At 72.9% G+C, this 13,378-nt stretch carries 12 protein-coding genes; 3 read left to right on the plus strand and 9 right to left on the minus strand.

Going from position 1 to position 13,378, the window contains the following annotated elements; all coding sequences use genetic code 11:
* Positions 1-6 precede the first annotated feature (6 nt).
* The 9 genes from B056_RS0107790 to B056_RS0107835 all read right to left on the minus strand — a co-directional run bounded on the left by B056_RS0107790 (position 7) and on the right by B056_RS0107835 (position 10,137).
* Positions 7-963 (minus strand): TIGR03564 family F420-dependent LLM class oxidoreductase, encoded by a 957-nt coding sequence (locus tag B056_RS0107790; protein WP_018501321.1) that lies wholly within the window; start codon positions 961-963, stop codon positions 7-9.
* A gap of 104 nt (positions 964-1,067) precedes the next feature.
* On the minus strand, positions 1,068-1,991 hold the full coding sequence (locus tag B056_RS0107795; protein ID WP_018501322.1) for a carbohydrate ABC transporter permease: 924 nt from the start codon (positions 1,989-1,991) through the stop codon (positions 1,068-1,070).
* Positions 1,992-2,022: 31 nt separating this feature from the next.
* Complete coding sequence (locus tag B056_RS0107800; protein ID WP_018501323.1) at positions 2,023-2,982, minus strand: carbohydrate ABC transporter permease; 960 nt, start codon at positions 2,980-2,982, stop codon at positions 2,023-2,025.
* 117 nt (positions 2,983-3,099) lie between these two features.
* Positions 3,100-4,494 carry an ABC transporter substrate-binding protein gene (locus tag B056_RS0107805; RefSeq protein ID WP_026239445.1) on the minus strand — a complete coding sequence of 465 codons (1,395 nt, stop codon included), beginning with the start codon at positions 4,492-4,494 and terminating at the stop codon, positions 3,100-3,102.
* A complete protein-coding gene (locus B056_RS0107810) occupies positions 4,491-5,714 on the minus strand; it encodes an ABC transporter ATP-binding protein (protein WP_018501325.1) in 1,224 nt (407 codons plus the stop codon). The genes B056_RS0107805 and B056_RS0107810 overlap by 4 nt, the downstream gene beginning before the upstream one ends.
* A 246-nt stretch (positions 5,715-5,960) precedes the next feature.
* Complete coding sequence (locus B056_RS0107815; protein WP_018501326.1) at positions 5,961-6,962, minus strand: PDR/VanB family oxidoreductase; 1,002 nt, start codon at positions 6,960-6,962, stop codon at positions 5,961-5,963.
* 38 nt (positions 6,963-7,000) lie between these two features.
* Positions 7,001-8,014 carry a LysR family transcriptional regulator gene (locus B056_RS0107820; RefSeq protein ID WP_026239447.1) on the minus strand — a complete coding sequence of 338 codons (1,014 nt, stop codon included), beginning with the start codon at positions 8,012-8,014 and terminating at the stop codon, positions 7,001-7,003.
* Between the two features lie 273 nt (positions 8,015-8,287).
* The gene (locus B056_RS0107830; RefSeq protein ID WP_018501329.1) at positions 8,288-9,565 is read right to left on the minus strand and encodes a cytochrome P450; all 1,278 of its coding nucleotides are present in this window, start codon (positions 9,563-9,565) and stop codon (positions 8,288-8,290) included.
* 8 nt (positions 9,566-9,573) lie between these two features.
* Complete coding sequence (locus B056_RS0107835; protein WP_018501330.1) at positions 9,574-10,137, minus strand: PaaI family thioesterase; 564 nt, start codon at positions 10,135-10,137, stop codon at positions 9,574-9,576.
* A 334-nt stretch (positions 10,138-10,471) separates the two neighbouring features.
* Here B056_RS0107835 and B056_RS0107840 point away from each other — a divergent pair, with 334 nt between their 5' ends.
* The 3 genes from B056_RS0107840 (at position 10,472) to B056_RS0107850 (ending at position 13,357) form a co-directional block, all read left to right on the plus strand.
* Positions 10,472-11,713, plus strand: coding sequence for a cytochrome P450 (locus tag B056_RS0107840; protein ID WP_018501331.1), 1,242 nt, complete (start codon positions 10,472-10,474; stop codon positions 11,711-11,713).
* Between the two features lie 169 nt (positions 11,714-11,882).
* Positions 11,883-13,169, plus strand: a complete 1,287-nt coding sequence (locus B056_RS0107845) for a cytochrome P450 (protein WP_018501332.1) — start codon at positions 11,883-11,885, stop codon at positions 13,167-13,169.
* Positions 13,169-13,357 carry a ferredoxin gene (locus tag B056_RS0107850; protein WP_018501333.1) on the plus strand — a complete coding sequence of 63 codons (189 nt, stop codon included), beginning with the start codon at positions 13,169-13,171 and terminating at the stop codon, positions 13,355-13,357. The genes B056_RS0107845 and B056_RS0107850 overlap by 1 nt, the downstream gene beginning before the upstream one ends.
* The last annotated feature ends 21 nt before the right edge of the window (positions 13,358-13,378 follow it).

Below are 13,378 nucleotides of genomic sequence, written 5' to 3' on the forward strand. Positions count from 1 at the left end.
CCGCGCTCAGAGCTCCGGGGCGAGCGTCGCGAGGAACTCCGTCGTCCGGCGCCGGGAGGCGGCGCGGGCGGCGGGGTCGGCACCGAGCGGGATGGGGCGGGCCGCGAGGTCGGTGACGCCCGCGTCGCGGTAGGACCGCAGCCGGTCGAGGATGGCGGCCTCGTCGCCGGCGGCCATCACGTCGCCCACGCCCCGGGCGTCGCCGCGCTCGAGCAGCCGCAGGTAGTTCGGTGAGGTCTCGGCGTGGCCGAGGGTCCGCTCGGCCAGCTCGCGCGCGGCGCCGGCCTCGCCGTTCGGGCACAGCGCCACGGGGATGCCGGCGACGACCCGGGGTGCCGGGCGGCCGGCGTCGAGGGCGGCCTTCGTGATCCGCGGGACCACGTGGTCCCCGACGGCCCGCTCGTCCGCCATCCACAGGACCGTTCCGGCGGCGTGCGCCCCGGCGATGCCCAGCATGACCGGCCCGAGCGCGGCCAGCAGGATCGCGGGCGGCGCGCCGTCGGTGACGTCGAGCGGGCTGTGCACCCGGTAGGTGTCGTTCTCGACGTCGATCCGGTTCCGGCCGGCGAACGCCGCGTTCAGCACCTCGAGGTAGTCCTGCGCGAGATGCGCCGGGCGCTCGTAGCGCAGGCCGAGCTGCTCCTCGACGATCCAGTGGTGCGACGGCCCGACTCCCAGCGCGAGACGCCCGCCGCAGACCGCCTGCGTGGACAGCGCCTGCTGCGCGAGCGCCACCGGGTGCCGGGTCTGGAGCGGGACGACCGCCGTGCCCAGCTCGATCCGCCCGGTCGCGTACCCCATCAGCGCGACGACGGTCAGCGCGTCGAAGGCGCCGGGGACCTGCGGAATCCACATCGAGGCGAAGCCCAGCCGCTCCGCCGCCCGCGCGTCGGCGACGAAGCCGGCCACCCGCTCCCCGACCGCGCGGTCCCGGTCCGAGCCGATCATCAGACCGATGCGCATGCGGTGACCCCCGGGACGTCGGACCTGCGGCGAGCGGGTTCCACGCCGGCACGCACCCACGGGAACAGCACCGGACGATACCGCCGGATGGGTACCGGCGGCCCTTACTTGAGACCGGAGCGGACGAAGGCGCCGACGACGTGGCGCTGCAGGAGCAGGTAGATCCCGAAGATGGGCAGGCAGGCGAGGCCGGAGCCGGCCATCAGCCCGCCCCAGTCGGGGCCCTCCACGCCGACGAACAGGCCGCGCAGGCCCAGCTGGACGACGGAGTCGGCACGTTGGAGCACCAGCGCCGGCCAGAAATAGTCGTTCCAGGCGTTGATGAACAGCACGATGCTGAGCGCGGCCAGCGGGGCGCGCAGGTTGGGCACGACGACCGTCCACAGGACCGACCAGGACGACCGCCCGTCCATCCGGGCGGCGTCGAGCAGGTCGCGGGGGAAGCTCGCCATGTGCTGGCGCAGCAGGAGCACGCCGAGCGCCGAGGCGAGGTTCGGGACGATCACGCCGGCGAGCGTGTTCAGCAGGCCCAGGCGGTAGAGCAGCGTGTAGTTCGGCAGCATCGTCACCTGGAACGGAACCAGCCACGTCCCGACGAAGGCCAGGTAGAGCAGGGTCTGGCCGCGGAAGCGCCAGGCGGTGAACGCGTAGGCCGCGAGCAGGCCGACGAGGAGCTGACCGAGGGAGATCAGCGCGGCCACCGCGAACGTGTTGAGGATCAGCCGGCCGATCGGGATGACGTCCCAGACGTGCGTGTAGTTGCCGACGGAGAGCGGCCACGGGAACAGGGAGACGTTGTAGACCTCCTCCGGCCGGCGCAGCGAGGTGGCGTACATCCAGTAGATCGGGAAGACGCAGGCGAGGCTGAGCGCGGCGAGGACGCCGTGGCCGACGGCGGTGCGCAGCCACACCCGCGCGCCGGTCTCGCCGGCGAGGTCCGCGACGGCGGACGGCTCCCCGCGCGCCGGTTTCCCGCGCGATGGTCCCCCGCGCGCCGGTGCCGGCGCGGTCGTGTCGGCCACCGCCATGACGAGCCCCCTGGTCAGTCGTCGTGGAAGGTCAGTTGTCGTGGAAGGTCAGCCGGTCGGAGAGGCGGACGAGCCCGACGGCGACCACCCCGAACGCGACGAAGAACAGCAACCCGGCGCTGGCCGCGAAGCCGGCGTCGAAGTTCTGGAAGCCCCACTCCCAGAGCAGGTAGTAGACGTTGGTCGTGGCCGAGTCCGGGCCGCCCTGGGTGAGGGTGTCGATGAGCGGGAAGGTGAGCTGCCCGGACATCAGCACGGTCATCAGCGCGAGGAACACCAGCGTCGGCGAGAGCAGCGGCAACGTGATCCACCGGGTGGTCTGCCAGCGCGACGCCCGGTCGAGCATCGCCGCCGCCGTGTACTCGTCGTCGATGCCCGCCAGCCCGGCGCTGACCACGAGGACGGCGAAGCCGAGCAGGTGCCACCCGGTGATCACGACGATGGCGATCTGCGCCGGCCCCGGCTCGTGGATCCAGTTGATCGGATGTCCGATCAGCCGGTCGACCGCGCCGCTGGTCGGGTCGAGCATCCACTGCCACACCGCGGCGCCCGCCACCGGTGGGACCAGGACCGGCGCGAAGATCAGGGCCCGGTAGACGGCCCGGCCGCGGCCGCGGATGGCGGACGTCCACAGGGCGACGACGGTCGGCAGCACGACGGTGAACAGCAGCAGCGCCAGCGTCATCGCGGCAGTCAGCCACAGGGCGTGCCACAGGTCGGGCAGTTCGAGCAGCCGGCGGTAGTTGTCCAGGCCGACGGGGTCCTTCGGGGTGGTCGGCAGCAGGTTCCAGGAGAAGAACGACAGGTTCACCGCGGCGGCCAGCGGCCGGTACGTCCACACCGCCAGGCAGCCGACCGCGGGCAGCAGGAACAGGTAGGGCGGCAGCGCGCGCGCCAGCCGCCGGGCCGGTGACGGCCGCGCCGCCGCGACCGGGACGGCCGTCGCCGCCGGCCGGGGCAACGCGTCGATCTCGACGAAGGCTCCGCTCATCGCCCTTTCTCCAGGTCGCTACGGCAGGTCGGTGCGGACGGCGTCCCGCCCGCCGCGCGGGACAGGCACGGCGGGCGGGACGGGCACGCGGGTGGAACAGACGGAGCCGGCGGACGCTCAGGACCGGGGCAGCAGCTTCGCGGCCTGGTTCTGGGCGTCGGTGAGGGTCTTCTGCGGGTCGGCGCCGCTGTAGACGACGCTCTCGACCGCTTCGAGCATCCCGGTGCGGATCTGGACGTAGTTGTTGCCCGGGAAGGACACCCACGGCTTCAGCTTCGCGAGCTGGTCGACGTTCGGCTGGACCAGCGGGTTCTGCTCCGCCCAGGTCTTCAGGCCGTTCGGGTCGTCGAGCAGCCCGGTGCGCAGCGGCAGGTAGCCGATCTTGCTGGTGATCTGCGTGTAGGCCGCGTCGCTGGTCAGGTAGGTGATCAGCTCCCAGGCGGCCCGCTGCTTCGCCGGGTCCTTGGCGAACATGAACAACGCGGCGCCGGAGTTCGTCGGCACGACCGGCTTGCCGGTGAAGCTCGGCATGACGGTGGCGCGCAGCGTCCACGGCGGCTTGGCGCCGCCGGCGCCCTTGATGAAGGTGCCCTGCGCCGCGCTGGTCTCGAGGATCATGCCGATCTCACCGCGGGCGAACCCCGGGTAGGCCTGGTCCTGGGAGAGCTTCGGGCTGGCGCCCGAGTTGACCAGGTCCTGGGCCATCTCGACCGCCTGCACCGCGGGGGCGTCGGCGAAGGTGAGCTTGGTGCCGTCCGCGGAGAGCACCGAGCCGCCGTTGGAGGCCACCATCGCCTGGTAGCACCAGTCGCCGGAGACCTTGGTGAAGCAGTCGATGTACCCGCCGTCCTTGCCGGTCTTCGCCTTGATGGCCAGCGCGTCGGTCTTGAACTCCGCCCAGGTCGTCGGCGGCTTCTCCGGGTCGAGGCCGGCCTTGGTGAACAGGTCGGCGTTGTAGTAGAGCACCGGGGTCGAGAACACGAACGGCACGCCGTAGGTCTTGCCGTCGACGTCGCCGAGGGTGCGCGCCGTCGGCGCGAACGGGTGGGTGCCGGCGAAGTTCGCCTGGACGGCGTCGTGCCCGACGACGTCGTCGAGCGGCTTCGCTCCGAGCGCGGTCGTGGTGTAGCCGAGGTCGCCGAAGGTGAGCTGGGCGACGTCGGGGGCGTTCCCGGTGGCGAGCTGGGCCTGGATGCTGGCGGTCGCCGCCGAGCCGTAGCCCTTCAGGGTGGAGGACTGCGGCTTCTGCGCGGTGACCGAGATGTTCGGGTGGGCCTTCTCGAAGTCGGCGATCAGGCCGTTGAAGGTGTCCGTCCACGGGCCGGGCTGGGCGAGGTTGTAGCTCTCGAAGACGATCGAGACCTTCTGGTCCGGCCCCAGCTCGGGCACGACCCCGGCGGTGGACGTCCCGGCCGCGCCGTCGCCGTCGTCGGAGCCGCAGGCGGCGAGGGTGAGGGCGAGCGCGGCAGCACAGGCGGCCGCCACGCCCCGGGCAAAGCGCCGTCGTTTCACGTCGAGCTCCTTTGGTGAGTGGTCATGCCGTCCTGAAGTGCCACGGCCGGCTCGGCGTCCCCGGCCCGGTGGCCGGCGGGCCGGTGGTCCGCCAACGGGTGCCAGGCCAGTCGCCGGCCGCTGTGCCGGTCGAACAGGTGGATGTGGTCGCGCGCCGTGGTGAGCGCGACGGGCTGGCCGGCGGCCAGCCCGAGGGGGCGGGCGCCCCGGAAGTGCACGAGGGCGCCGCCGACCGCGCACTGCGCGGACTCCTCGGCGCCGAGGTTCTCCACCGCCCGGACGACTCCGCGCAGTCGCGGCAGCCGGCCCGGACCCACCGGGCCGTTCGGGCCCGTCAGGCCGTTCGGGCCGTCCGCGGCCACCTGGTGCAGGTGTTCGGGCCGGATCCCGAGGATCACGTCGCGGGCCGCGACGTCCTCGCCGGGCCACAGGTCGACCTCGACGTCCTCGGCGCGCACCCGCACCCGGCCGTCGTGGCACTCGACCCGGGCCGGCAGCAGGTTCATCGGCGGGGAACCGAGGAAGCCGGCCACGAACACCGAGGCCGGGGTGTCGTAGACCTCGGTCGGCGTGCCGAGCTGTTCGAGGCGCCCGCCGTCGAGCATCGCGATCCGGGTCGCCAGGCTGAGCGCCTCGACCTGGTCGTGGGTGACGTAGAGGACGGTGCTGCCGAGGGTCTCGTGCAGCATCCGGAACTGGGCCCGGGTGGCCTGGCGCAGCTTGGCGTCCAGGTTCGACAGCGGCTCGTCCATCAGGAAGGCCCGCGGGTCGCGGATGATCGCCCGGCCGACGGCGACCCGCTGGCGCTGGCCGCCGGAGAGCTCCCGTGGCCGCCGGTCGAGCAGCGGGCCGAGTTCGAGCAGGGCGGCGACCTCCTCGACCCGGCGGCGGACCTCGGCGCGGGGCGTGCGGGCCGCCCGCAGCGGGAAGCCGATGTTGCGGGCCACGGTCAGGTGCGGATACAGGGCGTAGCTCTGGAAGACCATCGCCAGGTCACGCCGGGCGGGCGGGGCGTGGGTGATGTCCCGGCCGTCGAGCAGCACCCGGCCACCGGACGGGGTGAGCAGGCCGGCGACCAGCCGCAGCAGGGTGGACTTGCCGCAGCCGCTCGGGCCGAGCAGCACCAGGAACTCGCCGTCGGCGATGTCGAGGCTGACGCCGTCCACGGCGACGACGTCGCCGTATCGCTTCGTCAGCCCGTCGAGCTCGATCCTGCCCACAGTGGTGGCTCCTCCCCGACACAGCACTGACGTTCCGCCGTCCACATACCTGGGACGGGTCGCCCCATCGGCATTTGTGCCGGCCGTCCTCCCTGGTCAGAGCCCTGGTCCGGCGGCTGCAGAATATGAGCGGAACAAGTTTTCAGGGAAGGCCAATCACACATTCGGATGAATCGATTAACGGAATTAATCGCGGATCGCACAGAACAACCTGGAAAACAGCGGGGGGAATCCTCGGGGTGTCTTTCAGATGTCCAGGACGAGACTTCCGCCCACGCCGCGGGAGACGCAGACCATCATCGTCCGGCCGCCGGCGCGCTCGGCCGGGGTCAGGACGGTGTCCCGGTGGTCGACCCCGCCCTCGAGTACCGGCGTCTCGCAGGTGCCGCACGTACCGTCGCGACAGGAGGAGGTGACGGCGGCCCCGGCCGCCTCCAGCACCTCCAGGACCGACTGCCCGGGCCCGACCCGCAGCACCCGCCCGCTGCGGGCCAGCCGCAGCTCGAAGGCGCCGTCGGTGTCCCGGTGGGCGGGCTCGGCGGGATGGAACCGCTCGACGTGCAGGGCGCCGGCGGGCCATCCCGCGCAGTGCTCCTCGACCGCCCCGAGCAGGCCCTCGGGCCCGCAGCAGTACACCGCCGTCTCCTCGTGTTCGCCGCTGGCGCGCAGGCCGTCCAGGACGGGGCCGAGGGGCAGCAGCCCGTGGGTGTCCTGCGGGTGCAGGACGACCCGGTCGCCGTGGCGGGCGAGGTCGTCGGCGAAGGCCATCGCCGCGCGGTGCCGCCCGCCGTAGAGCAGCCGCCACTCGGCGCCGCGCGCGGCGAGCTCGCCGATCATCGGCAGCAGCGGGGTGACACCGATCCCGCCGGCGACCAGCAGGTAACGCGGCGCGGCGACCAGGGGGAACGCGTTGCGCGGGTGCCCGACCGACAGCAGCGCGCCGGCGCCGACCCGGTCGTGCAGGTGCGCCGAGCCGCCACGGCCGGCGGCCTCGCGCAGCACCGCGATCCGCCAGCGGTGGCGGTCCGCCGGATCGCCGCACAGCGAGTACTGCCGCACCACCCCCGGCCGGACCGTGACGTCGACGTGCGCGCCGGGCGTCCAGGACGGCAGGGCCGCGCCGGTCGGATCGGCCAGGTCGAAACAGACGACATCCTGCGCGACGTGGCGGCGGGCGCGGACCGTCAGCGTCAGCGTCTGCCGCTGTCCGGTTCGATCCGCGGTGGACGGGGACGGGGACGAGGACACAGACGACCTCCGACGGAAATCCCTCTTCGGACCGGTGCCTAGTTCAGGCGATTTCCTGCGACGGTAACGGCGTTCACCGCCGGGCGGCCCGCCGTGGGCGCGGCCATCGGGATGTCCGATCGCCCCCACCCCCGCGCCCAATCGACGTTCTCGTCGGGGGTTTCGGCGGATTCCCAGTCGCCGGCCGCGCTTTCCAGGCTGGCGAGGAGCGTTTCGACCAGCCGGGTGCGCGGCGGGCGCCACACGACATGGACGGGCAGCGTTGGAACGGGGTCGACCAGTGGAACGGCGCGTGATCCGGCGATTCCCGACGCGCGTTCCCGGGACGCGAAGCCGACCACCGGACGGGTGGTCACCAGCAGCGCGCTCGCCCCGGGATCGTCGACCTCGGCGACGACCCGCAGCTTGATCCGGGCCCGGTCGGCCGACTGGGAGATCGTGTCGTACAGCGCCGGACACTGCGCCCGGTGGAACAGCAGGCAGCCCTGCCGTTCCAGCTCGGAGAACGGCACCTGGTCCCGCCCGGCCCACTCGTGGTGCTCGCCGACGACGGCCAGGATGCGGACCCGCAGCACCTCCATCGAGTGCAGGCTCGAGGTCGGCGGCAGCCCGAAGATGAAGCCGACGTCGAGCTCCCCGCTGAGCAGGCTCTTGATCTGCGGCCCGGTCCGCCGCTCCCACAGCCGTGGCTGCAGGCCCGGGTGGGAGCTGTGCAGGCGGGCCAGCGTGGGCGGGAGGATCCGGTGCCCGGCCGGCAGGTTGAAGCCGATGTTGATTTTGCCGGCGCGGCCGGCGGCGGTGTCACGGGTGATTTCGAGGGTGCGGCGCTTCAGCTCGAGGATTCGCTTGGCCTCGCCCCGGAAGGCCTGGCCGGCCGGAGTGAGACGGACCTCACGTGAGGTGCGGGCGACCAGTTGCACGCCGACCTCGCGCTCGAGACGGGCGAGATGCTGGCTCAGCGAGGGTTGGGTCAGGTTCAGCCTCCGGGCGGCCCGACCAAAATGCACTTCTTCGGCGATGGCGAGGAATGAGACCAGATGTCGAAATTCCACGAACTTCCTCCCTAATCCCCCAATCGGCCAGTCTAGCCAGCACGGCTAACGGGCGATGAAGTCGGAGTAAGGCGTGAGTAATTGTTCGGAATACAGGGTGCTGCGGGCGATCACCACCGGGACGACCCACGACCGTTCACATTGCGGCAATCCAGCGCGGAATTGTGTTCTCCGCCTCAATTCATGGAATTGCCGTGCCGGCGGGACCGGGCCGCGGTTCGGCTGGTTTCGACCTGGCCGGCCAGGCCGGCCAGGCCGGCCAGGTCAGCCAGGTCAGCCACCGGGTCGGCCGGTGACCCGCACGGGCAGCGACGACATCCCACGGACGACGATGTTCGGCCGGTACGGCGGCGGGTCGGCCAGCAGGGTCATCCCGGTCAGCCGGGTGGCGACGCCCCGCAGCGCCTCACCGACCTCGAGTCGGACCAGCGGGGCGCCCAGGCAGTAGTGCAGGCCCATCCCGAGGGCGAGGTGGCGGCTCACCCGCGCGCCGCCCGCGTAGCGGTCGACGAGGAACTCGTCGGGCCGGTCGAAGGCGCGGGGGTCCCGGTTGGCCGAGCCGAGCATGCAGATGACGGCCTCGCCGGGACTGAACGTCCGGCCCGCCACGGTCACCTCCGCCCGGGCGGTGCGCGTGGTCACCTGCGCCGGGGCGTCGAAGCGCAGGATCTCCTCCACCGCGGGCAGCGCGAGTCCGGGATCGCGCCGCAGCGCGTCGAGCTGCGCCGGGTCGCGCAGCAGCGCGAGCACCCCGTTGCCGATCAGGTTGACGGTCGTCTCGTGCCCGGCGACCACGAGGATCAGCAGCGTGCCGAGCAGCTCGGTCGTGGTGAGCCGGTCGCCCTCGGCGTGTACCTGGGCGAGCGCGCTGATCAGGTCGTCGCGCGGGTCGGCCCGGCGGGCGGCGACGAGCGCGCCGAAGAACTCGCGGAACTCCTCCACCGCGGCGGTCCGCGCGGCGAGCTCGTCCGGGGAGAGCAGGACGTCGGGGTCGAGCCCACGGGCGATCCCGGCCGACATCCGGCGCACCGCGGGGTGCTCGGAGGCGGGCACGCCGAGCAGCTCGCAGATCATGGTCAGTGGCAGCGGGTAGGCGAGCCCCTCGATCAGGTCCAGCTCCCCGGCCGCCAGCGCGTCGTCGATCAGCCCGTCGACGACACGGCGGGCCAGCGGGCGGGTCGCCTCGATGGTCCGCGGGGTGAACGCCCGGCTCACCAGGGCGCGCAGCCGGGTGTGGTCCGGCGGTTCCATCCACAGGAACGAGCCGGGCAGCTCGACGTCGCTGTCCGGGTGGAGCAGCTCCGACTCCTCGGCGTGGCTCCACACCGGGTCGGCGAGGATCGCGGCGCACTCGGCGTGGCCGGGGACGAGCATGGTGCCGGGCAGCGGGCCCGGCAGAAACACGCCGGCCCGGCGCAGCGTCGCGTACGCGGGGTAGGGGTCGTGCCGCCACGCCGGGTCGAAGGACTCGACCACCGCCTGCGTGACCGCCGCCGCCGGCTCGGGCGCCGCGCCGGCGGCGGCCGGCGCGGCGTGTGGCGCGTTCGTCATCGGGCTCGTCACGCCGGCTCTGCGGCCGGCGCCGTGCTCGGCTCCGCGGCCGGCGCCGTGCTCGGCCCGGCGGCGGGGCCGGCGACCTCGAACAGCAGGCAGGTCGAGGAACCGTGGGCGACCAGGGCGCCCGCCGGGTCGGTGACCCGGGCCTCGACCGTCGCGGTGCGGCGCCCGACGTGGACGGCCGTGGCGACACAGGTGAGCAGACCGCCGTCCAGCGCGACCGGCCGGACGAAGTTCACCTTCAGCTCCAGCGTCGTGTACAGCACGCCGGCGGGCAGCCGGGTGTAGACCGCGCTGCCCATCGCGGTGTCCATCAGGGTGCTGATGACTCCGCCGTGCACGGTCATCATCGCGTTCGCCGCGGCCGGCGACGGGGTGAGCGTCCAGGTCGAGGAGCCGTCACCCAGCTCGGCGAGCAGGACGCCGAGGGAGTGGCCGACGCCGATGCCGGCCCGCAGCCCGTGCTCGACGAGATCGGCGAGATCCCGCAGGCGCCGGGCCCGGTCAGGCGGGTCGGCCACGACGACGGTGTCGGTGGTGCGGTCCCGGTCCAAGGTTCGGTCCATGGTCGGCGGTCTCCCGGTGCGTCGGTGTCGACCAACGAGTCGTCGCGCTGCATCGTGACCCCGGCCGGGCGCGGCTGGCGAGCCCCATTGGCAACTCGCATCGATCCATCAACGGCGACTCACGGCCCACGGCCCGCCGCCGACCTCCGACCGCCGACCGCTCGCTGCCGGCTGCCGGCTGCCGGCTGCCGGCGGGACGCAATCGTCCGATTGGACTCGACACGGGACGCTGTTCCCGGGCGGCGCCGTCCTGCATCGTGCGTGCCGCGGAGTGAGTGCATCCGGGCGCGCGGGCGCGGCCGCACGCGCCGCGCCGACGCAGGAGTGGAGAGCGATGTCCGCCGCAGAGGTCACCACCGAGTCCGCTCCGGTGGAGTTCACCGCGTTCCATCCCGCCCACAAGGCCGATCCGTACGCCGTCTACCGGCGGGTGCGGGAGGCTCGGCCGCTGTGCCCGTTCCTGCTCGGCGACATCCCGGTGACGGTGCTCACCCGGTACGCCGACTGCGAGGCGGTGCTGCAGAGCGACGACTGGGTGCACGGCTACGACGCCGGCATCAGCCCGTTCCGGGACGGCGCCGCCAGCGCCCCGCGCTCGTTCCTGCGGATGGACCCGCCGGACCACACCCGGCTGCGCGGGCTGGTCAACAAGGCGTTCACCCCGCGGATCGTCAACCGGATGGCGCCGGGCATCCAGGCCCTCGCCGACCGGCTGGTGGACGGCGCGCTGGCCACCGGGAGCCTCGACGTCATCGGCGGGTACGCGGCGCTGATCGCGAGCGCGACCCTCGGCCACCTGCTGGGCGTCCCGGACGACGTCGGCGCGTCGCTGCGCGGCTGGGCGCTGGCGATCGCCCGCGGCACCGACCCCGACAACCTGCTCACCGAGGCCGAGCTCGTCGCGCGCCGGCAGGCGACCCAGGACTTCCAGGCCTACTTCGAAGAGCTGATCGCACGGCGCCGGGAGAACCCCACCGACGACCTGGTCAGCCGGATGGCCGCGGCCCGCGACCGCGACGACGCGCTCAGCGAGCTCGAGCTGCTCGGCGTCTCGTCGCTGCTGGTCGTCGCCGGGATGGAGACGTCCATCAACTACGTCGGGTCGGCGGTGCTCTCGCTGCTGCGCCACCCCGACCAGCTGGCGCTGCTGCGCGCCCGGCCGGAGCTGCTCCCCTCCGCCGTCGAGGAGGTGCTGCGCTACGACCCGCCGACCCAGTTCACCATGCGCACCGCGTGCCGGGAGACCGAGCTCGCCGGGCGCACGTTCGCCCGCGGCGACGGCGTCCTGCTGATCAGCGCCGCCGCCGGCCGCGACCCGGCGGCGTTCACCGACCCCGACCGGTTCGACATCACCCGCTACCACGGCCCGCGCCCGGCCCGCCGGCACCTGGGCTTCAGCGTCGGCATCCACTTCTGCCTGGGCGCCCCGCTCGCCCGGATCGAGGCGGCGGCGGCCATCGGGGCGCTGGTCCACCGGACGAGCGCGCTGGAGCTGGCCGTCGACGAGTCGGAGCTGGTCTACCTGCCCAGCCTCATCCACCGCGCGCTGGCCACGCTCCCGGTGCGGGTGCGCTGAGGCGGCAGGCGTCCGCCGCACCGTCCCGTCGGGCCTACTACGATCCGTGCCATACCCACCCCGATGGGCCCACCCCATTGGGCCGGTACCTAGCCGGACGGGTCGTTTGTCTTGCCCTCACGCCGGTGTAAGACTGGCGTGGAGGACGTCGAAGGGAGCGGCACAGACCGTGAGTGACCTCGAGGCCAAGGACTTCTTCCGCGACGAAGAGCTCGTCGCGGATCCGTACCCATACCTCGACGCGCTACGGGGGAAGTGCCCCGTGCAGCGAGAGAATCATCACGGCGTGGTGATGGTGACAGGGTACGAGGAAGCGGTGGAGGTTTTCCACGATTCCGCGACTTTCTCCTCGTGTGTCTCGGTGACGGGGCCGTTCCCCGGCTTCCCCGTCCCGCTCGAGGGTGACGACGTCACCGAGCTGATCGAGCGGCACCGCGGTGAGCTGCCGATGAACGACCAGCTCCCCACGCTCGACCCGCCGACCCACACCGCCCACCGCGCGCTGCTGATGCGGCTGATCACCCCGAAGCGCCTCAAGGAGAACGAGGCGCACATGTGGCGGCTCGTCGACCGGATGGTGGAGCCGTACCTGGCCGCCGGCGAGGGCGAGTTCATCACCGGCTTCGCCGGGCCGTTCACCCTGCTGGTGATCGCCGACCTGCTGGGGGTGCCCGAGGAGGACCAGGAGGAGTTCCTCGACCGCCTCCAGCGCCAGCCGCAGGAGAGCGGCATCGGCAGCACCGGCGACGACCACATGGCGCACAACCCGCTGGAGTTCCTCTACACCAAGTTCACCGAGTACATCGAGGACCGCCGGCGACAGCCGCGTGAGGACGTCCTCACCGGGCTGGCGCAGGCGACGTTCCCCGACGGGTCGACCCCGGAGGTCATCGACGCGGTCCGGGTGGCGGCGAACCTGTTCTCGGCCGGGCAGGAGACCACCGTCCGGCTGCTCTCCTCGGCGCTGAAGATCCTCGCCGAGGACCGCGAGCTCCAGCAGCTGCTGCGGGCCGAGCCCGAGCGCGTCGGGAACTTCATCGAGGAGACGCTGCGGCTGGAGAGCCCGGTCAAGGGTGACTTCCGGCTCTCCCGGGTACCGACCACCGTCGGCGGCGTCGACCTGCCCGCCGGCACCACGGTCATGGTCGTCAACGGCGCCGCGAACCGCGACCCGCGCCGCTTCGAGAACCCGAGCGTGTTCGACGTCGCCCGCCCGAACGCCCGCCACCACGTGGCGTTCGGCCGCGGCATCCACACCTGCCCCGGCGCCCCGCTCGCCCGGGCCGAGGCGCGCGCGAGCATCGAGCGGCTGCTCGAGCGCACCACGGACATCCGGATCTCCGAGAGCGTGCACGGCCCCGTGGACGACCGCCGGTACAGCTACCTGCCCACCTTCATCCTGCGTGGGCTGACGCACCTCAACCTTGAGTTCACCCTCGCAGAGAGCAAGATCTGATGAAGGTCACCGTTGACGCCGACGGCTGCTGCGGGCACTCCACCTGCTGCACGCTGTGCCCCGAAGTCTTCACCCTCAGCGAGGACGGCTACGCCGTGGTCGAGGTCGACGAGGTCCCCGCGGAGTTCGAGAAGGCCGTGCTGGAGGCCGTCGCGAACTGCCCCGAACGGGCGATCACCGCGAGCTGAGCGCACGCCGGGCCCGCGGTG

Source organism: Parafrankia discariae, from assembly GCF_000373365.1.
GTDB classification, from domain to species: domain Bacteria; phylum Actinomycetota; class Actinomycetes; order Frankiales; family Frankiaceae; genus Parafrankia; species Parafrankia discariae.